Raw genomic sequence first — 23,883 nt, 5'->3', positions numbered from 1 at the left:
CCGAGAGAGCCGGGTGACCGCCCCCGTGCCCCTCAGTCCTCCAGGACGAGATCCGCCCACACCTGTTTGCCGCCGCTGACCGGCACGGTCCCCCAGGCGGCCGACACGGCCTCGACGAGCAGGATCCCCCGCCCGCCGGTGGCCTCCCAGCCGATGCTGGCGGGCTTCACCGGGCTGCGCGGTGAGGCGTCGGCGACGGCGATCCGCAACCGGTGGTCGACCAGGGTCAGGTCGAGCCGGACCGGGCCGTCGGTGTGGATCAGGGCGTTGGTGACGAGTTCGGAGACCACCAGCAGGGCCGTGTCCATGGCGTCGTCGGTGACGCTCCAGGAGCGCAGGGTGCGGCGGCTGAAGCGGCGGGCGTGCCGGGCCGCCTCCGGGACCCGCCACACCGTCCAGCTCTCCCGCAGCGGGCGCACGGCCATGCCGTCGTAGCGCATCAGCAGCAGGGCGACGTCGTCGGTGCGGTGGGCGTTGCCGAGCAGGCCGTCGGCGACCAGCCCGAGGTGGCTGGGATCGGAGGCGCCGAGGTGGCGGGCGAAGCGTTCCATGCCGTCGTCGATGTCGGTGTCGGGGGACTCGACCAGACCGTCGGTGGTGAGCGCGAGCAGGGTGCCGGGGCGCAGGCTGAGCTGGGTCATGGGGAAGTCGGCCTGGTCCACCACGCCGAGCGGGGGGCCGCCCTCGGCCGTGGCGATCTCGGTGGTGCCGTCCGGGTGCCGCAGGACCGGCTGCAGATGCCCGGCGCGCACGCACCAGGCGGTGCCGGCCTCCATGTCGACGTCGACGTAGCAGCAGGTGGCGAAGAGGTCGCTCTCCATGTCCATGAGGAGCCGGTTGGTGTGCGAGACGACCACGTCGGGGGTGTGCCCCTCGGCCGCGTAGGCGCGCAGCGCGGTGCGCATCTGGCCCATCAGGGTGGCGGCCGCGGCGCTGTGGCCCTGGACGTCGCCGATGACGAGGGCGACGTGGTTGTCGGTCAGCGGGATCACGTCGTACCAGTCGCCGCCCACCTCCAGGCCCTCGGTGGGGGGCAGATAGCGGGCGACGGCGAGCGCGCCGGGCAGCCGGGGCAGCCGGCGGGGCAGCAGGGCGCGCTGGAGCATGCCGACCAGTTCGTGCTCGGCGTCGAAGGCGTGGGCGCGCATCAGGGCCTGCCCGGCGAGGCCGGCGGCGGCGGTGAGCAGGGCGCGTTCGTCGGATCCGAAGTCGTGCGGGCTGTCCCAGCCGATCAGGCAGATCCCGGCCATCCGGCCGCCGGCGGGCAGCGGGAGGACGGCGAGGCCGCCGGGGCCGACCTCGGCGAGGGCGGGTTCCAGGGCGGTCGTGACGGGCCAGATCCGGGGGCGGCCCTCGCGCAGGGCGGTGGCCAGGGTGGGCATGGCGCGCACCGGTGCGTCCGGCCATTCGGTGCGCCATTCGGTGCGCCACAGCTCGGGCCAGGACTCGGCGGCGGGCGGGTCCAGGACGGTGACGACCAGACGCTCGTTCTCCAGTTCGGCCAGGGCGATGCGGTCGGCCTTGAGCGGTCCGCGCAGGGCGGTGGCGACGGCCTGGCTGACGTCCTTGACCGTGCCGGCGGTGGCCAGCGCGGCGGCGAGCCGCTGCACCCGGGCCACGTCGGTGACGTCGGAGCGGAGCGTGGAGGCGTCGGCGACGGTGCCGGCCAGCCGGGCGGGGCGCCCCTCGGCGGCAGGCACCATGCGGCCGCGCAGCCGCAGCCACCTGGGCGAGCCGGAGGGCTCCAGGATCCGGAACTCCAGCTCGCGGTCGCCGATGGACATGTGGTCGGCCTCGACCACGGACATCAGGGCGGGCACGTCCTCGGGCAGGGTGCGGCCCAGCAGGGTCTCGACCTTGCCGTCGAAGTCGTCCCGGCTCATGCCGAAGAGGCCGAGGATGCCGTCGCCGACCTTGATCCGGCCGGTGTCCATGGCGAGGCTGAACGCGTCGGCGGGGAGTTCGCCGGTGTCGGAGACGGTGGGGAGCGGGGTGGGCAGGGCGATCGCGTCGGCGATCAGTTCCAGGCAGGCGCGGTCCTCGGGGCCGAACCCGCCGTCCCGTTCGCCGACCACGACCAGGAGTCCGGCGCGGCCGGGCACCGGCAGGACGGCCAGCGAGAACTCCTGGGACGGGGTCCGCCGCGCGTCCGGGCAGTCGGCCAGTTCCTCGGGTGCCAGCCAGACGGGCCGCCCGGTGCCGTAGGCCTCGGCGGCCAGGGACCGCCCCACGGCCGGGTAGGCGTCACGCAGTCCGAAGAAGGTGCGGGGCAGTCCGGCCGACTCGGCCAGCCGCAGCACGGTGCCGTCGTCGCCGGGTGTGTACACCCCGGCGAACGCGGCGCCGGCGAACACCAGCGCCTGTTCGAGGACACGCCGGAGCCGGTCGGGTGCGCCGGGATCGCCCGTGAGCGTTTCGAGGGCTATTTCGGCGCGCTCCGTTCTGATTCCGCGTACCGCAGCGCCCTCACTGACCACGCCGCCATTACAGCGCTTATGAGGCGTCTGCGCAGCCCCTGTGACCGTTCCGTGGAAGCCGGGGGTCCGTTGCGCTCGAAAGGCACCGGACATGTCTTGACCCGTGCGTTCCGCACGGTGGCCTCGGGACGGCTTGACCGTCCGCGACCGTGCGGGCCCTGCGAGTGTCGGGGCGGGCCACCGGGGGGATGCGGATGGACAGGCGGTACGAGGTGTACGCGCTCGTCGACGGGCATTTCCACGACGCGACCGACCGGCTCGGAGCGGGCGCGCCCGCAGACGAAGCCGCTGTCCGCGACGGCGCGTCGCGCGGTGCCGGAGGGCCGGCACGCAGCGCTCCGGAGCCTGGCCGGCCATGACGCCGGTGGGCCCGGACGGTGCGCCGCCGTAGCCGGCGTGGGTCCGTCCGTACATCCTTTCCGACCTGCGCCGGCCGGCAAGGTGCGCGGGGGCGCACGCCCGGCGCCCGATCGCCGCCGCGCGCTTCCGGCTGCCGCGGAATGTGCCGGGGCGAACGGGGGTACGCGGAGGCGGCCCGGTACGGCGACCGGTGTTGCTCTCGCCGTGCGCCCCTCGCCGCCACGAGGGAGTCTTGACCCCGAGGACGCGACGCGCGGCCGGACGAGGAGGTGGTCGGGCGTGTCCGACAGGATGGGGGCCCCTCCCGCGCCGGCGACGGCGGACCCGCAGGAGACAACGGCCGACGCCACCCGGTCCGGCCGGCCGCCGCTGCTGTCGTTCGCGCTGGCCTCGTTGATGGAGGAGGTCCAGGCGCACTCCGGCGCGATCTATCTGCTCGCCGCCGACGAGCCGGTCCTGGAGATGGCGGTGACGGCGGGGCTGCCCCGGGCCTTCGTGGCGCCCTGGGAGCGGGTCGGGCTGAGCACGCCGATCCCGGTGGCGGAGGCGGTGCGGGAGCGGCGGCTGGTGTGGGTGGGCGGCGAGGAGGAGATGGCGCGCCGGTATCCGCGGATCTCTGTGGTGCTGCCCTATCCGTTCGCGCTCGCCGCGGTGCCCGTGGCGACGGCGGACACCGTGTACGGGGCGCTGTACGTGACCTGGCCCGGTTCGCATCCGACGGTGCTGTCCGACCGGGAACGGGCGCAGCTGACCTCGGCGGCCGACCGGCTGGCGAAGCGGCTGGAGCGGGCCGGCCGGGAGCACGGTGCGCTGCGGGCCGAGCCGGATCTGCTGGCGGCGCCGGCGTCCGGGGTGGCGGGCACGCTGGGCACGGTGGAGGCGGCGCGGATGGTGGCGCGGCTGCCGTACGGGCTGGTCTCGCTCGATCTGCACGGGCGGGTCGCGTTCGCCAACGCGGCGGCGGCCGAGCTGCTCGGCGTCCCGGTCGGTGACCTGCTCGGCACCCAGCCGTGGGTGTCGGTGCCCTGGCTGAACGACCCGATGTACGAGGACCGCTACCGAGGCGCGCTGATCAGCCAGCATGTGACGTCGTTCGTGGCGCTGAAGCCGCCGGGCGACTGGCTTTCGTTCCGGATGTATCCGAGCACGACCGGGCTGACCACCCGGATCAGCCGGGCGCGGGCGGTCGCCGAGATGGTGGGCGCGCTGCCGCGCGCCGACGCGGCGCCCGGTTCCCGGCTGGTCACCATCTCGCAGGTGCTGAGCCTGGCCGGGGCACTGACGGAGGCCGTCGGTGTGCAGGACGTGGTGCAGCTGGTCGCCGACGAGGTGGCCCCGGCCGTCGGCAGCCAGGCGCTGGTGATCCTCGGGTCCCGGGGCGGACGGCTGCACGTCCTCGGGCAGCGCGGGTACGACGATCCGCGGACCGTGGAGCGCTTCGACGGCCTGCCCCTGGCCGAACGGACGCCCGGCACCCATGTCCTCAACACTGGCGTGCCCGCGTTCTTCGAGTCGAAGCAGCAGCTGGAACGGTTGTATCCGGGCCGGAACAAGGCCCCGGACGGGTTCGCCGCCTGGGCGTATCTGCCGCTGATCGCGTCGGGCCGTCCGGTGGGCACCTGTGTCCTCGCCTACGCCGAGCCGCATGCCTTCCCCGCGGACGAGCGCGCCGTGCTGACCAGTCTCGGCGGGCTTGTCGCGCAGGCGCTGGAGCGGGCCCTGCTCTACGACGCCAAGAACCAGCTGGCGCACGGTCTCCAGGCGGCCCTGCTGCCGCACTCGCTGACCCCGCCGCCCGGCATCGAGGCGGCCGCGCGCTATCTGCCCGCCATGCACGGCATGGAGATCGGCGGCGACTTCTACGACCTGGTGCCGACCCGGCCGCTGGCGGCGGCGGTGATCGGGGACGTCCAGGGGCACAACGTGACGGCGGCCGGGCTGATGGGCCAGATCCGCACCGGGGTACGAGCCTTCACCACCGTCGGGCAGGCGCCGGAGGAGGTGATGCGGAGCACCAACCGGCTCCTCATCGACTTCGGGTCGGATCTGTTCGCGAGCTGTCTGTATCTGCGGCTGGATCCGGCGCGGGGGCGGGCGGTGATGGCCCGGGCCGGGCATCCGCCGCCGTTGCTGAGACGCCCGGACGGGCGGGTGCGGGTGCTCGACCTGGCCGGCGGCCCGCTGCTCGGCATCGACGCGGAGGCGACGTACCCGACCACCGAGGTGTCGCTGGCGCCGGGCTCGGTGCTCGCCCTCTACACCGACGGGCTGGTCGAATCGCCCGGTGTGGACATCGAGGACGCGCTGGTCGATCTGGGCGAGCTGCTCGCGGAGAACGGCGACCAGCCGCTGGACAAACTCGCCGACACGCTCGTGCGGCACAGTGCGGCGGCGCAGGAGCGTGTCGACGACGTTGCGGTGCTCTTGCTCAGAGCATGTCCCGTCGGCTGACGGCCGCGGGGTGCGATGCGGTCCGGCCCTCCCGCCGGAGGGCCGGACCGTCCACCACCGGCCGGAACCGCTGGCAGGGCGGGTGGTGAATCAGTGCGACGATGAACCGTCGTCGACCGCCGAGCCGTCGTTCACACCGGTCCCGGACTGGTCACCGGTGCCGGTCTCGTCACCGGTGCCCGTCTCGTCGCCCGTGCCGGTCTCGTCGCCGACGCCGCTCTGGTCGCCGGCCGTCGCGGACGGGTCGGCGGTGCCGCCGATCTGGTCGCCGCCGGCCTGGTCGCCGGCACCGTTCTCGTCGCCGGCCGTCGCGGACGGGTCGGCGGTGGCCCCGGCGTCACCGGCGCCCGCGTCGCCGAGGGTCGCGCCGGTCGCCTGGAGGGCGGCGGTCACCGGCTGGAAGAAGGTCTCGCCGCCGGAGGTGCAGTCGCCGCTGCCGCCCGAGGTCATACCGACCGCGCCGCCGTCCTGGGTGAACAGCGAGCCGCCGCTGTCGCCGGCCTCGGCGCAGACGTTGGTCTGGATGAGGCCGGTGACGGTGTCGACACCGTTGGGGTCGGTCTCGCTCTGGAAGTTGACGGTGGCGTCGAGGCCGGTGACCTGACCGTCGTGCAGCCCGGTGGTGGAGCCCATCCGGAACACCGTCTCGCCGACGGTGGCGTCGACGGCCTGGTTGATGGCGACGGTCTGGCCGTTGCCGACGTTGACCTCGCTCGGCGCCTGGGTGGCGGGGTCGTTGTACTTGACGAGCGAGAAGTCGCCCTCGCCGGGGAAGGTGGCCTGGTCCACGGTGGCGATCGGCTCGCCGGTCTCGGAGTCGGACCAGTCCTTGGCGGCGACCCCGCAGTGCCCGGCCGTCAGGAAGGCGGGGCTGCCGTCCGAGGCGGTGACGTTGAAGCCGAGGGAGCAGCGGACGGTGCCGTCGGCGACCTGGGAGAAGATCGCGTCGCCGCCGGAGACGAGGGGCTTGAAGGTGCCCGACGACTTCTTGAGGGTCGCCATGTCCGAGCCGAGGCCCTGCACGGTCGACTCCAGCGTGTCCCACTTGGTGCCGGTGACGGTGCTGTCGGCGGTGACCACGACCTTGTTGGTCTTCGGGTCGACGGCCCAGGCGGTGCCCGGGATGGTCGCCTTGGTCTTCAGCGTGCTGGCGACCGCCGCCAGCTCGGAGTTGCTGTTCTGCACCTGGCGGACGACCGCGCCGGCCTTCTCCGCCTGGACGACTATGTTGTTGTCGCCGTTGATGACGTTGACGACGAGCTGCTGCTTGCCGCTGTCGTAGTAGGAACCGGCGAAGGCCTGGCCGAGCAGGTCCTGGAGCTGCGCGGCCAGATCCGAGGCGTCGGTCGCCGACTTGAGCGTCTTGGGAGCGGTGGCAGTGGCGCCGGAGGCGTTGTCCTGAGACGCGTTGGCCATCGGCAGCAGAAACGCCGCAGCTCCGAGCGCGGCGACACCGCCCACCGCGATAGCGGCCTTGCGCTTCGGAATTCGCTTGTGACTCAAACTTCTCGACCTCCAAGGGACGGAGTGTCTGCCGTGTTCGGGCAGTCGTTCGTGAGCGGCGCCTGGATGGCCATAGGTACGGGCGGGTCACGTGGTGCGTTCAGTTCCGTTTCTTAACTTCCTTTGACCGAGGGCGAATCGGCCACGCCGCGCGGGTCTCGCGGCGGTGGTGCGTGCCGCGCCGCGGGCCCGGGACCAATCCCCCATATGACGATGACCGCCGTCGAAGGAGACAAGATCCGCTCCGCCGGCTTCGCCCTCTGGGTGCTCGGTCTCGGGCTCTCCGTCGAGGCGGTGGGCGAGGACCGGGCGTTGCCGCGTCTGCCTGGTCAGACCGGTTGTCCCGGGCGGGCGGCGGGCTGTCGGGGCAGGCTCTGATGGCGGCGGCCGTGATCGCGGCCCCGGCGGCCCGGGGCGGCTTCGTGTCGATGACGGCGGTGCGGCGGTCGACGTCGTCGATGCGCGCGGTGAGCGGTTCGGATGTCCTGATCGGAGCGGTGCCGAGCAGACTCGGCAGCCGGACCGCGTTCGCCGACATCACGATGAGCGACGGGCGGTCGGGGGCGCTCGCGGCCCGGGCGGGCACGGTCCAGGCACTCCTGGGATGAAGATCCGCACCCCGGACGGACACGGTCAGCAATCGTTCATCGACGGTCCGTTGCGATCACGTACCGGAATCCTTGCTTCAGGGAATCTGCACATCCAATACCCAAGCAGGTCACGGGGAGCGCCGGATCTGCACAACCGCACGCCCGAGCCGTGGCTTTGGCGCGGAGTGCCGGATTCGCCGCCCGAGGGGCAAGCTGTGCGGCTGGGGCGAAGTCGTGCGGTGTGTGAAGGAGTCGCCGACAAGCCGTGCCCACGCCTGCACGGATGGGCCCTCCTGAGGCTCAAGTTCCCAGGTGAGACGCATGGTTGATTGGATGCTCGGACCGCGGGCGTGCTTTGATCCATCGCACCGCAAGGTCGCCGACGGCTTCCGGAGACGGGCGCCAGGCGCCTGCGGTAGCGGCCATCCGTACTGTCCCCATAGGGCCGTTGGGGGGCCGTTCTCCCCCTTGTGAATATCCATATGAAGGGAAGTTCCATCATGAACTCCACCCCCCAGGTTGAGACCGTCGAGATCTCCGACGCCGAGCTCGACAACGTCTCCGGCGGCCTCGCCCTGAACGCTCTCGGCACCGTCACCGGCCTGGTGGACGGCGTTGCCCCGGTTTCCGGCCTGGTCAACACGGTTGTCGGCACCGTCGAGGGTGTCACCGGCCTGAACACCCAGCCGGTCACCAACCTGGTCGCCGGTCTCTGATCGCACCTCGTTGCCGCTGAGTCCCGGAGCCGTACCCCGGCCCGGGGCTCTCGGGTGTTTTGGGACACCTCCCTGAAGCACCCCTTTCACCAGCGTCTCTCCCACAGGTGAGGGAAGTTCCGTGCAGTTCCGCCAACAGGCCCTCGCCAAGCTCCAGTCGCCGGAGGAGCTCGATCTTCCGGTGCGTTTCGCCCGCCCTCAGGGCTGGCTCGCGCTGTCCGTCTCGGTCGTCGTGATGGCGGCGGCCTCGGTGTGGGCGGTGACCGGTTCGGTCGCCTCCACGGTGAGCGCGCAGGCCATCCTCACCCACGGACAGGGCAGTTACATCCTGCAGAGCCCGGTCGCGGGGCAGGTCACGGCCGTCCTCGCCGAGCAGGGCGAACGGCTGCCGGCCAACGCCCCCGTCCTCAAGGTGCACACCAGCCAGGGCGACTCGATCGTGCGCACGGTCGCCGCGGGCCGGATCAGCGCGCTCGCCGCCACCATCGGGCAGATCATCCAGACCGGTGCGAACGTCGCCGCCGTGGAGAAGATCGCCCACGCCTCGGACCCGCTCTACGCCACCGTCTACGTCCCCGCCGAGAACGCCTCCGCCATCCCCGCGAACGCCCCGGTCGACCTGACCGTGTCCTCGGTGTCGACACAGGAGTACGGAGTGCTGCGCGGCCATGTGAAGTCGGTGGACCGCGCCGCCCAGTCGGCCCAGTCGATCTCCGCGTTCCTCGGGGACAGCCAGCTCGGCGAGCAGTTCAGCCGGAAGGGCCGCCCGGTGGCGGTCCTGGTCCGGCTGGACCCGTCGAAGAAGACGAAGAGCGGCTACAAGTGGTCCTCGGCGGACGGACCGCCGTTCGGGCTCGACTCCATGACCCTGGCCTCGGGCGCGATCCGGCTGGCCGACCAGCACCCCGTCGATTGGCTGCTCCCGTGACCACCGCCCAGGAGACCCAGGAGAACCGCGGCCGCCGGCGTGCCGCCCCGCCCAAGCGACCGGTGCCCAAGGGGCGCGGCGGCACGGTCCGCACCCCCAGCGTGCTCCAGATGGAGGCCGTCGAGTGCGGCGCCGCCTCCCTCGCCATGGTCCTCGGCCACTACGGCCGCCATGTCCCGCTGGAGGAGCTGCGGATCGCCTGCGGTGTCTCCCGCGACGGCTCGCGCGCCAGCAACCTGCTGAAGGCGGCCCGCAGTTACGGCCTCACCGCCAAGGGCATGCAGATGGACCTGGCCGCCCTCGCCGACGTGCAGGCCCCGGCGATCCTGTTCTGGGAGTTCAACCACTACGTCGTCTACGACGGCATGGGCCGCCGCTTCGGCCGCCGCGGCGTCTTCGTCAACGACCCCGCCAAGGGCCGCCGGTTCGTGCCCATGGAGGAGTTCGACGGCAGCTTCACCGGCGTCGTGCTGGTCCTGGAGCCGGGCGACGGCTTCGAGAAGGGCGGCCGCAAACCCGGTGTCCTCGGCGCGATGCCGGCCCGGCTGCGGGGCACCGCGGGCACCATGCCGGCGGCGGTGCTGGCCAGCCTGCTGCTGGTGGTCGTGGGCGCGGCGGTGCCCGCGCTCAGCCGCCAGTACATCGACATGTTCCTCATCGGCGGCCAGACCTCGCTGCTCACCGTGCTGTTCGCCGCGATGGGCACCTGCGTGCTGCTCACCCTCGCCCTGACCTGGCTGCAGCAGGCGAACCTGCTGCACGGCCGGATCGTCTCCTCCACCCTGTCCAGCGCCCGCTTCCTGCGCCATCTGCTGCGGCTGCCGGTGACCTTCTTCTCCCAGCGCAGCCCGGCCGACCTGGTGCAGCGCCTGCAGTCCAACGACCAGGTCGCCGAGACCCTGGCCCGCGACCTCGCGGCGGCCGGCGTGGACGCGGTGGTCGTGGTCCTCTACGCGGTGCTCCTCTACACCTACGACACGCAGCTCACCTTCCTCGGCATCGGCGTGGCGCTGCTGAACATCGTGGCGATGCGGTTCGTCGTACGGCTGCGCGCGACCCGGACCGCCAAGCTGCGCGCGGACACCGCCCGGCTCACCAACACCTCCTACACCGGTCTCCAGCTGATCGAGACGATGAAGGCGACCGGCGGCGAGGACGGCTACTTCCGCAAGTGGGCCGGGCAGCACGCGAGCACGCTGGAGGAACAGCAACGGCTCGGGGTGCCGAGCGCCTGGCTCGGGGTGGTGGCACCGACGCTCGCCACCCTCAACAGCGCGCTGATCCTGTGGATCGGCGGGATGCGGGCGATCGAAGGCGGTATCTCGGTCGGCCTCCTGGTTGCCTTCCAGTCCCTGGTCACCCGCTTCACCGCGCCCCTGACCCGACTGAACGGCGTCGCGGGCCGGATCCAGGACTTCGCGGCCGACGTGGCCCGTCTGAAGGACGTGGAGAACTTCCAGGCCGACCCGATCTACGCCCGCCCCGGCTCCGGCGACTCCACCCGGCGTCTGCACGGCCATGTCGAGCTGGAGAACATCACATTCGGCTACAGCCCGCTCGACAAACCCCTGCTCACCGGCTTCGACCTGACCGTCGGCCCCGGCCGGCAGGTGGCCCTGGTGGGCGGCTCGGGCAGCGGCAAGTCGACGGTCTCCCGGCTGATCTCGGGCCTGTACGCCCCCTGGGAGGGCGTGATCCGCATCGACGGGCAGCGCCTGGAGGACATCCCGCGCGGCGCGCTCGCCGCCTCCGTCTCCTTCGTCGACCAGGACGTCTTCCTCTTCGAGGGCTCGGTGCGCGACAACGTGGCGCTGTGGGACCCGTCGATCCCGGACGAGGCGGTGGTGGAGGCGCTGCGGGACGCGGCCCTGTACGACGTGGTGACGCGCCGGCCCGGCGGCATCCACAGCAGAGTCGAGCAGGACGGCCGTAACTTCTCCGGCGGCCAGCGGCAACGCCTGGAGATCGCGCGGGCGCTGGTGCGCAGGCCGAGCATCCTCGTGCTCGACGAGGTGACCAGCGCGCTGGACGCCGAGACCGAGCTGACCGTCATGGACAACCTGCGCCGGCGCGGCTGTGCCTGCGTGGTGATCGCGCACCGGCTGAGCACGGTCCGCGACAGCGACGAGATCGTCGTGCTCCAGCACGGCACGATCGTGGAGCGCGGGCGGCACGACGCGTTGGTGGCACACGGCGGGGCGTACGCCGCGCTGGTCAGGGAGCGATGAGATGACGACCGCAGACGACGGCGACCTCGTTCTCGGCGCGCTCGGCTCACTGGGCGCCCGGATCGACTGCACCGGTTTCAACCGGCTGGACCTCGAAGGGCCGCAGGTGCTGTGGCTGGTGGTGTCCGGTGCCCTGGACCTGTTCGCGGTGGACGCCGAAGAGCAGGGTCACTGGCACCATCTGGGCCGGCTGGAGGCCGGTGCCCTTCTGCTCGGCCCGGTCGCCGGACCCCAGCACACCCTGGTGGCCCGCCCGTTGCGGGACTGCGTGGTCCACCGCATCGGCCTGCGCGAGCTGTACCAGCCCGCCGCCACCCAGACCTGGTCCTACGACGAGTACGGCAATCCGCAGTACGTGCCGCCGACCACGAGCCCCCTGGAGTACGCGCTCGCACTCGGCGTCGGCCGCGGCCTGTCGATCCTCTTCCAGGCCCCGATGGCCGCCAGTGAGCGGGCCGCCGCCCCCACCGACGACGACGTGTTCTGGATGCAGGTGCCGCCGGGCAGCGTGCAGTACGGCTCGCTGTACGGCGCGGAGGCGGCCGCCGACCTGCTGATGGACCCGGCGCTGTGGCAGAGCGTGGTCGACCAGCAGTACCGCCTGCTCACCACCCTTGACCGGTGGATCGAGCAGCTGGAGCACACCCACGAGACCCGCACCGCGGCCGGTATCAAGGCCGGTGAGGCGGTCCGCGCCCAGGCCGACCGGACGCTGCTGGCCTCCATCGGCAAGGCGGCCAAGCGGACGACCGCCGCCGACGCCGATGCTTCCTACGCGGCCTGCAAGCTCGTCGCCCAGGCGGCCGGCATCACCCTCGCCGAGCCCGCGCAGAGCGGCACCGAGAGCGACCGCGTCGACCCGGTCGAACGGGTGGCCCTGGCGTCCCGGGTGCGGATCCGGGCGGTACGCCTGGACGGCCGCTGGTGGCGGGACAACGTAGGACCGCTCGTCGGACACCGGGCCCTGTCCGGCGCTCCGGTCGCGCTGCTGTGGCGGCGTGGCGGCTATGTCGCCGTCCATCCGGCGACCGGCCGGGAGACGCCGATCGAGAAGGCGAACGCCGAGGAGTTCGAGCCGCGCGCGGTGATGTTCTACCGCCCGCTGCCCGACAAGGCGCTCACCCCGCTCGGCCTGCTCCGGTTCAGTCTGCACGGCACCCGCGGCGACCTCGGCGGTCTGATCCTCGCCGGGCTGGTGACCGTCGCGATCGGCTCACTGGTGCCGATCGCGACCGGCAAGGTGCTGGGCGAGTACGTGCCGAAGGCCCAGACGAACCTGATCGTGCAGGTCTGCCTGGCGGTGATGATCAGCGCGGTGGTGGCGGCCGCGTTCACCCTCCTGGAGAACCTCACCATCCTCCGCCTGGAGGGCCGGATCGAGGCGACCCTCCAGCCGGCCGTCTGGGACCGGCTGCTGCGGCTGCCCACGAAGTTCTTCACCCAGCGCTCGACCGGTGAGCTGGCCAGCGCGGCCATGGGCATCAGCGCGATCCGCCGGCTGCTGGCGGGCGTCGGCCCGGTGGTCGCCCAGTCGGTGACCGTCGGGGTGATGAACCTGGGCCTGCTGTTCTGGTACAGCGTCCCGATGGCGCTGGCGGCCCTTGCCATGCTCGTCGTCATCGGCACGCTGTTCCTGGGGCTCGGGCTGTGGCAGGTGCGCTGGCAGCGCAAGCTCGTGGTGCTCGGCAACAAGCTGAACAACCAGGCCTTCCAGACCCTGCGGGGGCTGCCCAAGCTGCGGGTGGCGGCGGCCGAGAACTACGCGTACGCGGCCTGGGCGGGCGAGTTCGCACGCAGCCGGGAACTCCAGCAGAAGGTGGGCCGGATCAAGAACCTCACCTCGGTGCTGGGTTCGGTCTATCTCCCGGTCTGCACCCTGCTGATGTTCATGCTGCTGGCGGGCCCGGCGAAGGGCGCCATGAACGCGGCGGCCTTCCTCACCTTCAACACGTCGGTGACGATGCTGCTCACCTCGGTCACCCAGCTGACCGGTTCCTTCGTGTCGGCGGTGGCCGCGCTGCCGCTGTTCGAGGAGATCAAGCCGGTCCTGGAGGCCGCCCCTGAGGTGCGCACCGCCAGCACCCGCCCCGGCCCGCTGTCCGGCGGCATCGAGGCCCGCCGCCTCTCCTTCCGGTACGCCGACGACGGTCCCCTCGTCCTCGACGACGTCTCCTTCGCGGTGCGGCCGGGCGAGTTCGTGGCGATCGTCGGCCCCAGCGGCTGCGGCAAGTCGACCCTGCTGCGGCTGCTGATCGGCTTCGACAAACCGGTCTCGGGGAGCGTGCTGTACGACGGCCAGGACCTGGGCGCGCTCGACCAGTCCGCGGTGCGCCGGCAGTGCGGGGTGGTGCTCCAGCACGCGCAGCCGTTCACCGGCTCGATCCTGGACGTCATCTGCGGCACCGAGCCGTACACGGCCGAGGAGGCGATGGCGGCGGCCGAGATGGCGGGTCTCGCCGAGGACATCAAGCGGATGCCGATGGGGCTGCACACGATCGTCGCCGGGAGCGGCGCCATCTCGGGCGGCCAGCGGCAGCGGCTGATGATCGCCCAGGCGTTGATCCGGCGGCCCCGCATCCTCTTCTTCGACGAGGCCACCAGCGCCCTGGACAACGACACCCAGCGCACGGTCATCGAGAGCACCCGCAAGCTGAACGCCACCCGGATCGTCATCGCCCACCGGCTGTCGACGGTCATGGACGCCGACCGGGTCGTCGTGATGGAGGACGGCAAGGTCGCCCAGCAGGGCCCGCCGGCCCAGCTGCTCGCCGACACCGGCGGGCGCCTGCACGAGCTGGTGCGACGGCAGCTGGCGTGACCGGTCAGGCGTCCAGGCCGGGGATGGCGGCGCCGGAGGGGAATCCGGCGGCCAGACAGGCGTCGTAGAACTCCCGCCAGTCGGCGGCGTCCTCGGAATGCGGGCCCGCGTGTCCGTCGCCGCGGGCCAGGGCGTCGAGGGCGAGCAGGCAGACCTCCCAGCCGGCGGCGTTGCGGGCGGCCGCGTTCTCCTCGGCCAGCGCCTGGGTCAGGGTGAACCGGGTGCGCTTCGCGTCCAGTGCTTCGAGGGCGAAGTCCAGTTCGTCGCCGCCCCAGGTGAAGGACAGGTGCCGCGGTTCGTCGACGGCGAGCACCGTGCCTGTGGCGTTCGCCTGGCGGGGGTCGCCGCTGAACCGGACGGTGCCGCCGTCGCGCGGCTCGATGTCGAGGCGCGACGGGAACCAGTGAGCCGACGTGTCCGGATCGGTCACGAACTTCCAGACGCGCTCGGCGGGTTGGTCGTAGGTACGGGTGAACCGGACGGCGGGGCGGCCGTCGCCGAGGGTGAGAAAGGTACCGGTGAGTTCGGCGGGCATGGGGATCAGTCCTCCGGAGAATGTGCAGTCGCTTCCGTATTCCCCCTCCGACTCTTTCACTCCCACCCGGCCGACGACGGACGACCTGCCGCGCGGTACGCCCGAAGCGATCGGCGCCGGCCTGCGTACCGCGGACCGGAAAACCAGTGGATCCGCGCAGGGGGGTTGCACCTACCCTCGTCCGAGGTGCAGACATGGCCCTGCCGACAGTTGGCGCTCAACAGACCGAGGAAGCGTGGCGCAATGACCAGCCGGCTCATCGCAATCTCCTTCGACGCACACCAGCCGGAGCGCCTGGCGCAGTTCTGGTCGGGGGTCCTGAGGTCGGAGAAGGTGGACGTCTCCTACGACGACGTCTCCCTGGCATCCGGGAACGCCGCCGGCTACCGCCTCGGCTTCCGTCCCACCCAGGCGCGGAAGGTCGCCCAGAACCGGCTGCACTTCGACCTGACCAGTTCCTCCCTGGAGGACCAGCGGGAGACCGTGGCCAGGGCGCTCGACCTCGGCGCGCGGCACGCCGACGTCGGCCAGGGACCGGACGCGTCCCACGTGGTGCTCGCCGACCCCGAGGGCAACGAGTTCTGTGTCATCGAGCCGGGCAACGACTTCCTCGCCGACGCCGGCTTCGTCGGAGCGCTCGCCTGCGACGGTTCGCAGGCCGTGGGCTACTTCTGGAGCGCCGCACTGGGCTGGCCGCTGGTCTGGGACCAGGACGAGGAGACCGCCATCCAGTCGCCGAACGGCGGTACGAAGTTCACCTGGGGCGGTCCGCCGCTGATGCAGAACCCCGGCAAGGACCTGCACTTCGACCTCGCGGCGGACGGCGATCAGCAGGCGGAGGTGGAGCGCCTGCTCTCCCTGGGGGCGAAGCGCCTCGACTCCGCCCACGGCCAGAACGGCGCGGTGCTGCTGGCCGACCCCGACGGCAACGAGTTCCGCGTGCTCACGCACCGGTGAGGCCGGAGCCCACCTGAGCCGCGGTCAGCGCGCCCAGCCCACCGGTCCCCGCAGTTGCGTGGCCAGCACCCGTACCGCCGCCGCGAACGGAGCCGGGTTGCGCAGGTATTCCATGTGGATGCCCGGGAACTCCGCCCAAGGGGCGCCGATCCGGTGGGCGATCTCGATCGACGGGCGGGCGTAGTACGTGCCGCGGTCCTCGTTGCCGGCGGACAGGATGATCGGGAACGGGGCTGAGCGCAGCGCCTCCTCGTCGGGGAGGAAGGCGGCGAAGGCGGGCCACTCGGCCGTGAACAGGTGGTCCTGGTTGCCGAGGAAGCGTTTCCAGAGCTCGTCCGGCCAGCGGTAGGTGCCCTCGCCGCGCACCCCCCGCGCGAAGCGGCGACCCGCGGCCGGCGCCCCGCCCTCGGCATAGGCCGCGGCCAGCTCCGGGAAGAAGGCGCGGGCCGGGTCGCCGTCGGGGAGGACGTTCACGGCCGGCGGCTCGTGGGCGATGAGTCCCGACACCGCCTCCGGGTGCGTGGCGGCCAGGGTGAGGCCGATGATCGCGCCCGCGCTGCTGCCGAACACCAGGGCGCGGCCGTCGGCCAGGGCCGCGATGGCCGCGTGCGCGTCCGCCGTCTGTTCGCCGAGGGTGGTCGGGGTGCCGGTGCGGCCGGTGCTGCGGGAGTTGCCGCGCCGGTCGTAGGTGATCACGGTGAACGCGTCCGCGAGATCCTCGGCGATCGCCGAGTAGTAGCCCGCGTCCCCGCCCGCGCCGCTGATCATCAGCAGCGCCGGACCGGCGCCCCGTACCTCGTAGTAGAGCTCCGCGCCGTACCCCGCGAGCCTGCCGTTGACCATGATCGACCTCCGTCCCTGCGAAACGTTGCCGTTTCGCTGGAAGTGCTTTACGCTTGATGTGTACGAAACCGTTTCGTTCGCAGCCGGGCAGGCCGTCGTATCGACGCGGTTTCTCGGTAAATCCCGAACGACTTCCCTGGAGTGGTTCCCCCATGTCTGAGAAGACCCTGACCGACGACGTCCGCGTCGGTGCCACGGAGGCACCGCCGGCCGCCGACTCCTCCAAGCGGTGGTGGATCCTCGCGGTCATCGCCGTCGCCCAGCTGATGGTGGTGCTCGATGCCACCATCGTGAACATCGCCCTGCCGTCCGCCCAGGCCGACCTCGGATTCTCCGACGGCAACCGCCAGTGGATCGTGACCGCGTACGCCCTCTCCTTCGCCTCCCTGCTGCTGCTCGGCGGACGGATCGCCGACCTGTTCGGCCGCAAGACCGCCTTCCTCATAGGAGTCGTCGGCTTCGCCGCCGTGTCGGCACTGGGCGGTGCCGCGAACGGCTTCGGGATGCTGGTGACCGCGCGCGCCCTGCAGGGTGCCTTCGGCGCGCTGCTCGCCCCGACCGCGCTCTCGCTGCTCAACACCACGTTCACCGACGCCCGTGAGCGGGCCCGGGCGTTCAGCGTCTACGGCGCCATCGCCGGTGCCGGCGGTGCGGTGGGTCTGCTGCTCGGCGGTGTCCTGACCGACACGTTCGACTGGCGCTCGACGCTGTACGTGAACGTCGCGATCGCCGTCGTCGCCTTCGCGGGCGGCATGGCGCTGCTGCACAACCACCGCGACGCCGGGAACGCGAAGCTGGACGTGCCGGGCACGGTCCTGGTCGCGGCCGGTCTGTTCTCGCTGGTCTACGGCTTCTCCAACGCCGAGACGCACGACTGGGGCTCGCCGCTGACCTGGGGCTTCCTGCTGGCCGGCGTCGTGCTCCTGGCGGCCTTCGCCTGGTGGCAGACCAAGGCCAAGTACCCGCTGCTGCCGCTGGGCATCCTGCTGGAGCGCAACCGGGCGGCCTCGTTCCTCGCCGTGCTGATCTCCGCGGGCGGCATGTTCGGCGTGTTCCTCTTCCTCACCTACTACCTCCAGCTCAACCTCGGCTTCAGCCCGACCAAGACCGGTCTGGCGTTCCTGCCGATGATCGGCGCCCTGATGGTGACGGCACAGGTCGGCACCCAGGTCCTGGTACCGCGGATCGGCCCGAAGGCGGTCGTCCCGCTGGGCTTCGCGGTCTCCGCGGTCGGCATGGCCTGGCTGACCGACATCGGCGTCGGCTCCAGCTACGTCAGCGCGGTGCTCCCGCAGCTGGTCATCACCGGCCTCGGCCTCGGCCTGGTCATGCCGGCGGCCATGCAGCTGGCCACGGGCGGGGTGACGGCCGACGAGGCGGGTGTCGCCTCCGCGACGGTCAACGCCATGCAGCAGGTGGGCGGTTCGATCGGTACGGCGCTGCTCAACACGCTCGCGGCGAGCGCGGCGACGGACTACCTGACCGGCCGGGACGCGACCAGCAAGCTGGTGCAGGCCCAGGCGACGATCGAGAGCTACACGACCGCGTTCTGGTGGTCGGCCGGCATGTTCGCGGCGGGTGCGGTGATCGCCTTCCTGCTGTTCCGCAAGGGAGTTCCGCAGCAGGACGCGGACGCGGCGCCGGTCGTTCACATGTGACGTGAGCTTCGGAGAGCCGCCGAAGACCGAGGGGTCGCCGTCAGCAGGGAGACGGCGGCCCTTCGCCTTTCGCGAACCGCTTCAAGTCAAGCCACTTGAGAGAAATTCACCGAGTCGAGTGAACCTGATCTTGCGCCGCCCGCATCAGGGATGGCAGGCGCTCCCGGCGGGTACCAACCGGTCCCGTACGCGCCCTGTGCCAGGGGGAGCAGAGATGACGCCGGAAGCCGACGAACCCGGGCTGCCCGCCGCCAACTCCTGCGCGCGGACCCGCCGGTGCGGGACGTATCTCGTCGTCGAGGTCTTCGGCGAGGTGGACATCGCCACCGAGGAGCTGGTCGCCGAGCACCTGCTCGCGGCCACCGCCGGGGCCGAGCCGGAGGTGCTCGTCGATCTGCGGCGGCTGGACTTCCTCGACTGCTCGGGGCTGCGGGTGCTGTGCCGCGCCGAGGCGCGGGCCAGGGAGCGGGGCGGGCGGCTGCGGCTGGTGTGCGAAGGGCCCCGCGTTCCGCGGCTGCTCAGGGCCTCGGGCCTGCTGGGGCGATTTCCGCCGCTCCCCGGGTTTCCCCGGGACGGGAACGCCGGGGAGCGGCGGTGATGCCGAGGGTCGGCGGGCAGCCCCACACCGCCCGCCGACCCTCGGTGCGAGATCGCAGGTTCCCCGTTCCAGGGGCCGCACTCCCCAGTTGCGGACCTGTTCCGGCAGTCACGAGGACCGTGCGATCCCGGGCTCAGAAGGAGAAGACGCTGACCCCGTAGGCGTCCCTCATGCACTGGTTGCCGAAGGTGCGCTCGTAGGAGACGCGCTTGCCCTGCCAGACGCCCTCGACCGTGACCACGACGGGATCGTAGAGCTTGGTGCACCACACGTCGGTTCTGGGCGCCAGGGCGTCGAAGTCGCCGCCGGCGCCGCTGAGTTCGGCGCAGGCCTGGGCGGCCGCCGGGTGGGTGCCGGACGCGGCCGGGGCACAGTTCAGGGTGACGGCGCGCTCAGGCGTGGCGCTGGCCGCGTCGGTGCCGTGGCCCGTGGTGAGCACCAGGGCCGAGGGCGCGTAGAGCGAGCTCGGGGCGGCGACGGCGGCCCCGGTCAGGGGCCCGCAGACGGCGGCGGCCGTGAGGCCGAGGGTCGCTGCCCAGCGCGCGGTGGTTCGCATTGTGTGCATCCTTCCGCTTGATTCGACGGGTGCCGCCCACGGCCCGGTGGGTGCTGGGGCGGCGGGCGCCACTCTGCCGAGTCCGCCGTCGAAACACACATCGAACCCACAGGTTTCAGTAACCTTGCGTATTGAATCAGTGGCGTGAAGTCACGGAATTCGCGCGCGTCGACCGCACAACAGAGCGGTTCTTGATCGCTCGAAACGGTCGGATGGCCGGTTCTCATCACTTCGTTAATCGTCCTGAAACATTCCGCTTCCGCTGTCGGCGGACTTCGCCGCAAGCCCTTGCCTTTGTGCTGCAACGGAGTAATCGTCATTACATGATTACTCAAGAGCAACGAGAGAAGCTGCGCGGCTGGTTCGCCGGCCGGCTGCCCGACGACCTGTTCGAGGAACTGGTCGAGGTGACGGTGGACCGCGAGGAGATCACCGTCGTCGGGCGCATCCCCGGGCCCAAGCTGGCGGAGGGCGTCTCGGACGCCGAGCGGGAGGCCTCCGTGGAGGGCCGGATCCAGGAGTTCCGGGAGCGCACCCGGGAGACCCGGGTCGGGGTGGCCCGGGAGGCCGAGCACCAGTTCCGGCGCAAGGTGTCCTGGGGTGTGGAGTGCGCCGGGCAGCGGGCGCTGTTCACGCACGTGGCCGCGCCGGTGATGACCCGGCTCCGTCAGCCCGAGCGCCAGGTGCTGGACACGCTGATCGCCGGAGGTGTGGCACGCAGCCGCAGCGAGGCACTGGCCTGGTGCGTGCGGCTGGTCCAGAAACACACCGACGACTGGCTGGCCGAGCTCCGCGACTCGCTGGAGCATGTCGAGCGGGTCCGGGCCCAGGGACCGGACGCCGACCAGGACTGAGACCGTCCGGCGATGGCCGAATCATCCACTGTCGCTGCGAAAGCTGGATGAACAGTCCTCTGGCCACCGGCTTGACCCGGGCTCTAGCGTCGGCAGAACCCCCTCGGGGACGGCCACCGGTCCGTCGCACACCCCGCGACACCGACGGCCGTCCGCCCCGTCGCCGCGCCACCCCGCGCTCCACCGCCGTCCCCCGCTGGAGCCCCCTTGTCCTCGCAGCACCCGCAGCACCCGCAGCACCCGCAGCCTGCCCCCGCCCCCGCGCCGTCCCTCACCGAAGTCGAGGCCCACGGTGTCGAACGGATCCCCGACGCGGACCGGACCGCGAGCCCGCTCGACCTGTTCCGGCTCGCCTTCGGCGGTGCCAACACCTTCTCGACCTGTGTGCTCGGCGCGTTCCCGATCCTGTTCGGCCTGTCCTTCTGGCAGGGCCTCGCCGCCACCCTGCTCGGAGTGGTCGCGGGCGCGCTGATCCTGTGCCCGATGGCGGTGTTCGGCCCGGTCAACGGCACCAACAACGCCGTCTCGTCCTCCGCGCACCTCGGCGTGCACGGCCGCGTGGTCGGCTCGTTCCTGTCCCTCCTGACGGCGATCGCGTTCTTCTCCATCTCGGTGTGGAGTTCCGGCGACGCCCTGGTCGGCGGCGCACACCGGCTGTTCGGCCTGGAACGCTCCACACTCTCCTACGTCGTCGCGTACGCGCTCTTCGCGGTGCTGGTCCTCGCGGTGTGCGTGTACGGCTTCCGGTTCATGCTGTTCGTCAACAAGGTCGCGGTGGCCTCGGCGAGCGTGCTGTTCGTGCTCGGCGCGATCGCGTTCGCCGGGGACTTCGACCCCTCGTACGCCGGCGTGTTCACGGACACGGCGGACGCGGCGACGAAGGGGATGTTCTGGCCGTCGTTCATCGGCGCGGCGCTGATCGTGCTGTCCAACCCCGTGTCCTTCGGGGCGTTCCTCGGTGACTGGTCGCGGTACATCCCGGCCGACACGCCGCGCCGCCGGGTGGTCGGGGCCGCGTTCCTCTCCCAGATCGCGACGCTGCTGCCGTTCGTCTTCGGCCTGGCCACCGCGAGCATCATCGCCGCGAAGGCGCCGAAGTACGTCGACCCGGCGGCCCCGGACTTCGTCGGCGGGCTGCTCGCCATCTCCCCCGGCTGGTTCTTCCTGCCCGTGTGTCTGCTCGCCCTGATCGGCGGCATGTCGACGGGCACGACCTCGCTGTACGGCACCGGCCTGGACTTCTCCTCGGTGTTCCCGAGGCTGTCGCGCGTCCAGGCGACCGTGCTCGTCGGCGTGCTGTCCATCGCGTTCATCTTCATCGGCCGGTTCGGCCTGGACCTGGTGCAGTCGATCTCGACCTTCGCCACGATGATCATCACCTGCACCACGCCGTGGATGGTCGTGATGATGCTGGGCTTCTGGACCCGGCGCGGCTGGTACGACCCGGACGCCCTGCAGGTCTTCAACCGCCGCCAGCGCGGCGGCCGTTACTGGTTCTCGCACGGCTGGAACTGGCGCGGGATGACGGCCTGGTGGGTCTCGGCGGTGATCGGCGTGCTGTTCACCAACATCCCGGGCCAGTTCGTCGGCCCGCTGGGCGACCTCGCAGGCGGGGTCGACATCAGCCTGCCGCTGTCCCTGGCGGTGGCCGCCGTACTGTTCCTGACACTGCTGCGGCTGTTCCCCGAGCCGCGCGCGGCCTACGGTCCCCAGGGACCCCGGCTGGTCCCGACCGTAGAGGTTCCGGTGCCCCCGATCACCGGGCCCGGCACCGAACCGGACTCCACCCGGCCCGCGGCGACCGCCGCGAGCTGACGCGGGCTCCTCGACCGCGCCCCACCGGGGCGCGGTGCGCTCCCTACCGATGTGCGGCTCTGGCACGTGGGCCCGACCGGCCACGGCGGGCTTCCCGGCGGCCGGGGGCGCCACGGCGCGCCGTGGCCGCGCGCGCTCGCGGCGCTGCGCGGCGCCGGGATGCGGCCGGGAGGCCTGGTCCACGAGGGCCGCGACGGCAGCCGGTAGGCGGCGCACGGGTGCGCAGGCCGCGCCAGTGCCGGGTCCGTGGCCGCGCTGGGCCGGCGGCACGGCCGCCCGGAGCGACCACCGGCCCGGCGCCTTGATGAGCGAAGCGCCTAGTTGCCGGACAGCTCCGCCGGCTGGGCCGAGGGACCGCCGGTTCCGGCGATGGAGAGGGAGCTGGAGCTCTGGGACGGGGACGGCGGGTCGGTCAGCCAGTGCTGGGTGCTGGAGCGGTCGCGGACCTTCACGACGACGTCGGCGCCCGCGTCCACGCCCGCCGTGGCGAGGGCGAGGGTCTGGTCCCAGCGGGGCAGCAACTCGCCCTGGACGGTGAGGTCGTAGCGCACGTCGTCCCCGCGCTCGGTACCGGCGTCCGCGCAGGTGCCGAGGATGACCACCCCGCCGTCCGCGTGCGAGTCCAGGCACAGTCCGCGGTCGGCCACGCTGCGCAGCTCGCCGTCGCTCTCGTACGTCCACTCCTGGGTCGAGGACGAGGAGCACACCGCCAGGACGACACTGGCCCCGGCCTTCGGCTCGCCGTTGATGTCCAGGCACAGCTGGGCGGCGACATTGCGCAGCCGGGTCTCGTGGTCGGCGGCGGGCAGCCCGGCGGCCGTACCGGAGGTGGGCGTCGCCTCGGGGTCGGAATCGCCGGGAACCAGGCCGGCGGTGGCCACGGCGTCGCTGCCGTCGCCGCCGCCCGACAGGGCACTGACGGCGAGGACGGAGGCCAGCAGGCCCGCCCCGGCGACGCCGACGCTGGTCAGCAGCGTCTTCGACGACCAGGACCCCGGCGGACGGCGCACCGGCACGGTGATGCGGGCCAGGATCCGGTTCCGCGTCGTCGCGCGGCGGCGGCCGCCGCCGGAACGCCGGGAGGCGGACCGGGTACGGGGCTCGCCCTCGCCGCTCTTGCGACCCGGGCGCGAGTCGAGGTAGCGGCGGGCTCCCCAGCCGAGCACCGCTTCGACGAGCAGCGCCCCCAGGCCGCCCTCGACCTGGCCGAGTTGTTCGGCGGCGGCCCGGCAGTACGGGCACTGTGCGAGATGTTCCTGGACATCCGGCAGCAGAGCGCCGCCGCGGCGCAGCGGGACGTCCAGCAGCCGGTTGTAGTAGCGGCACTCCTGGGACGGCGCAAGTTCCCGGTGGGCGCGGACACACCCCTCCCGGAATTTCTCCCGGGCATCTTCGAGAGCGGCGCCCGCGGTTGCCGTGTCCATGCCCAACAGACCGGCCGGTACGGTTATCGGTTCCGCCTCGACCTCGATGTGCCACAGCAGACTCTGGGTGTGCGCCGGAAGCCCCAGGAATGAACGCTCCGCGAGGGTGCGGTTTTCCGGTGTCATGGACTTCGTGGCGCGCATACCGCGGCCGCCGGCCGGTTTCCCGAGGTCCGGAAGAACCTCCGCTATTCGGTCCTCGGCCGACCAGTTGGCGACCGTGTCGCGGACGGAGACCAGCAGCCGGGGCCGGAGCGCGTCGGCGGTCTCCCCCAGGGCCACCCGGTCGAGGACCTGGTGGAAGGCGGCGGCCGCGACCATGTGGGCGACGGGCCCGGAGGCGGCCAGGCAGATGACCGCGTATTCCTGTACGGGACGCCAGTGCCGGGCCATGAGCAGCGCGGCGGACCGGGAGGCCTCGATGTCGGATCCGGCGCGCAGCGGAGCGGCGAGGGACTCGTCGGACTCCCCCGAACCAGCGCCCGGCGGCGGATAGGGAGGTCGAGGCGGGTGGGGGGTGGGCACTGAGCGGATTCCTTTGGTGCGGTGGTGCGTACCTCTTCGGTGCGCGT

At 72.1% G+C, this 23,883-nt stretch carries 16 protein-coding genes and 1 pseudogene; 11 read left to right on the top strand and 6 right to left on the bottom strand.

The window, feature by feature from the left end; genetic code table 11:
• Positions 1–32 precede the first annotated feature (32 nt).
• Complete coding sequence (locus ACGFZQ_RS37855) at positions 33–2,477, bottom strand: SpoIIE family protein phosphatase (protein WP_393844201.1); 2,445 nt, start codon at positions 2,475–2,477, stop codon at positions 33–35.
• A gap of 651 nt (positions 2,478–3,128) precedes the next feature.
• On the opposite strand from ACGFZQ_RS37855, the gene ACGFZQ_RS37850 reads away from it, so the two are divergent.
• Complete coding sequence (locus tag ACGFZQ_RS37850) at positions 3,129–5,288, top strand: SpoIIE family protein phosphatase (RefSeq protein WP_393844260.1); 2,160 nt, start codon at positions 3,129–3,131, stop codon at positions 5,286–5,288.
• A 90-nt stretch (positions 5,289–5,378) separates the two neighbouring features.
• Here the strand turns inward: ACGFZQ_RS37850 and ACGFZQ_RS37845 are convergent, their stop codons facing one another.
• Positions 5,379–6,791: a S1 family peptidase gene (locus tag ACGFZQ_RS37845; RefSeq protein ID WP_393844200.1), complete on the bottom strand. Its 1,413-nt coding sequence runs from the start codon at positions 6,789–6,791 to the stop codon at positions 5,379–5,381.
• 207 nt (positions 6,792–6,998) lie between these two features.
• Between ACGFZQ_RS37845 and ACGFZQ_RS37840 the strand changes: the two are divergent.
• From ACGFZQ_RS37840 to ACGFZQ_RS37820, 5 genes and pseudogenes are all read left to right on the top strand, one after another.
• Positions 6,999–7,399: pseudogene (locus ACGFZQ_RS37840) on the top strand (thioesterase).
• 482 nt (positions 7,400–7,881) lie between these two features.
• Positions 7,882–8,097 (top strand): type A2 lantipeptide, encoded by a 216-nt coding sequence (locus ACGFZQ_RS37835; RefSeq protein WP_351696982.1) that lies wholly within the window; start codon positions 7,882–7,884, stop codon positions 8,095–8,097.
• Between the two features lie 121 nt (positions 8,098–8,218).
• On the top strand, positions 8,219–9,025 hold the full coding sequence (locus ACGFZQ_RS37830; protein ID WP_351744848.1) for an HlyD family efflux transporter periplasmic adaptor subunit: 807 nt from the start codon (positions 8,219–8,221) through the stop codon (positions 9,023–9,025).
• A complete protein-coding gene (locus ACGFZQ_RS37825; RefSeq protein WP_382537052.1) occupies positions 9,022–11,253 on the top strand; it encodes an NHLP family bacteriocin export ABC transporter peptidase/permease/ATPase subunit in 2,232 nt (743 codons plus the stop codon). Before ACGFZQ_RS37830 ends, ACGFZQ_RS37825 begins: the two co-directional genes overlap by 4 nt.
• Before the next feature lies 1 nt (position 11,254).
• Complete coding sequence (locus ACGFZQ_RS37820) at positions 11,255–14,071, top strand: NHLP bacteriocin export ABC transporter permease/ATPase subunit (protein WP_393844199.1); 2,817 nt, start codon at positions 11,255–11,257, stop codon at positions 14,069–14,071.
• A 4-nt stretch (positions 14,072–14,075) separates the two neighbouring features.
• Here the strand turns inward: ACGFZQ_RS37820 and ACGFZQ_RS37815 are convergent, their stop codons facing one another.
• Positions 14,076–14,606, bottom strand: a complete 531-nt coding sequence (locus ACGFZQ_RS37815) for an SRPBCC family protein (protein ID WP_393844198.1) — start codon at positions 14,604–14,606, stop codon at positions 14,076–14,078.
• A 243-nt stretch (positions 14,607–14,849) separates the two neighbouring features.
• Between ACGFZQ_RS37815 and ACGFZQ_RS37810 the strand changes: the two genes are divergently transcribed.
• Positions 14,850–15,563 (top strand): VOC family protein, encoded by a 714-nt coding sequence (locus ACGFZQ_RS37810; RefSeq protein WP_393844197.1) that lies wholly within the window; start codon positions 14,850–14,852, stop codon positions 15,561–15,563.
• A 24-nt stretch (positions 15,564–15,587) separates the two neighbouring features.
• Here the strand turns inward: ACGFZQ_RS37810 and ACGFZQ_RS37805 are convergent, their stop codons facing one another.
• Positions 15,588–16,406, bottom strand: coding sequence for an alpha/beta fold hydrolase (locus ACGFZQ_RS37805; RefSeq protein ID WP_393844196.1), 819 nt, complete (start codon positions 16,404–16,406; stop codon positions 15,588–15,590).
• 152 nt (positions 16,407–16,558) lie between these two features.
• Here ACGFZQ_RS37805 and ACGFZQ_RS37800 point away from each other — a divergent pair, with 152 nt between their 5' ends.
• Entirely contained in the window at positions 16,559–18,064 is a 1,506-nt protein-coding gene (locus ACGFZQ_RS37800) for an MFS transporter (protein ID WP_351744834.1), read from the top strand.
• Between the two features lie 214 nt (positions 18,065–18,278).
• On the top strand, positions 18,279–18,662 hold the full coding sequence (locus ACGFZQ_RS37795; RefSeq protein WP_393844195.1) for an STAS domain-containing protein: 384 nt from the start codon (positions 18,279–18,281) through the stop codon (positions 18,660–18,662).
• A gap of 133 nt (positions 18,663–18,795) precedes the next feature.
• On the opposite strand, the gene ACGFZQ_RS37790 is transcribed toward ACGFZQ_RS37795, so the two are convergent.
• Complete coding sequence (locus ACGFZQ_RS37790) at positions 18,796–19,218, bottom strand: subtilase-type protease inhibitor (RefSeq protein WP_351744828.1); 423 nt, start codon at positions 19,216–19,218, stop codon at positions 18,796–18,798.
• A 323-nt stretch (positions 19,219–19,541) separates the two neighbouring features.
• Between ACGFZQ_RS37790 and ACGFZQ_RS37785 the strand changes: the two genes are divergently transcribed.
• Together ACGFZQ_RS37785 and ACGFZQ_RS37780 are read left to right on the top strand one after the other, a co-directional pair.
• Positions 19,542–20,072: a hypothetical protein gene (locus ACGFZQ_RS37785; RefSeq protein ID WP_393844194.1), complete on the top strand. Its 531-nt coding sequence runs from the start codon at positions 19,542–19,544 to the stop codon at positions 20,070–20,072.
• 207 nt (positions 20,073–20,279) lie between these two features.
• Positions 20,280–21,887, top strand: coding sequence for a purine-cytosine permease family protein (locus ACGFZQ_RS37780; RefSeq protein ID WP_393844193.1), 1,608 nt, complete (start codon positions 20,280–20,282; stop codon positions 21,885–21,887).
• A gap of 317 nt (positions 21,888–22,204) precedes the next feature.
• Here the strand turns inward: ACGFZQ_RS37780 and ACGFZQ_RS37775 are convergent, their stop codons facing one another.
• The gene (locus tag ACGFZQ_RS37775; protein WP_393844192.1) at positions 22,205–23,836 is read right to left on the bottom strand and encodes an RICIN domain-containing protein; all 1,632 of its coding nucleotides are present in this window, start codon (positions 23,834–23,836) and stop codon (positions 22,205–22,207) included.
• Positions 23,837–23,883: the final 47 nt, after the last annotated feature.

It is taken from the genome of Streptomyces sp. NPDC048254 (assembly GCF_043201895.1).
Taxonomy (GTDB): domain Bacteria; phylum Actinomycetota; class Actinomycetes; order Streptomycetales; family Streptomycetaceae; genus Streptomyces.
This window is presented reverse-complemented; position numbering and strand designations above follow the sequence as displayed.

Excerpts from the sequence above, each read along its gene's own strand:
- ACGFZQ_RS37850 (WP_393844260.1), top strand. The coding sequence starts at position 3,129 with ATGGGGGCCCCTCCCGCGCCGGCGACGGCGGACCCGCAGGAGACAACG.
- ACGFZQ_RS37835 (WP_351696982.1), top strand. The coding sequence starts at position 7,882 with ATGAACTCCACCCCCCAGGTTGAGACCGTCGAGATCTCCGACGCCGAG.
- ACGFZQ_RS37820 (WP_393844199.1), top strand. The coding sequence starts at position 11,255 with ATGACGACCGCAGACGACGGCGACCTCGTTCTCGGCGCGCTCGGCTCA.
- ACGFZQ_RS37815 (WP_393844198.1), bottom strand. The coding sequence starts at position 14,606 with ATGCCCGCCGAACTCACCGGTACCTTTCTCACCCTCGGCGACGGCCGC.
- ACGFZQ_RS37810 (WP_393844197.1), top strand. The coding sequence starts at position 14,850 with ATGACCAGCCGGCTCATCGCAATCTCCTTCGACGCACACCAGCCGGAG.
- ACGFZQ_RS37805 (WP_393844196.1), bottom strand. The coding sequence starts at position 16,406 with ATGGTCAACGGCAGGCTCGCGGGGTACGGCGCGGAGCTCTACTACGAG.
- ACGFZQ_RS37800 (WP_351744834.1), top strand. The coding sequence starts at position 16,559 with ATGTCTGAGAAGACCCTGACCGACGACGTCCGCGTCGGTGCCACGGAG.
- ACGFZQ_RS37795 (WP_393844195.1), top strand. The coding sequence starts at position 18,279 with ATGACGCCGGAAGCCGACGAACCCGGGCTGCCCGCCGCCAACTCCTGC.
- ACGFZQ_RS37790 (WP_351744828.1), bottom strand. The coding sequence starts at position 19,218 with ATGCGAACCACCGCGCGCTGGGCAGCGACCCTCGGCCTCACGGCCGCC.
- ACGFZQ_RS37785 (WP_393844194.1), top strand. The coding sequence starts at position 19,542 with ATGATTACTCAAGAGCAACGAGAGAAGCTGCGCGGCTGGTTCGCCGGC.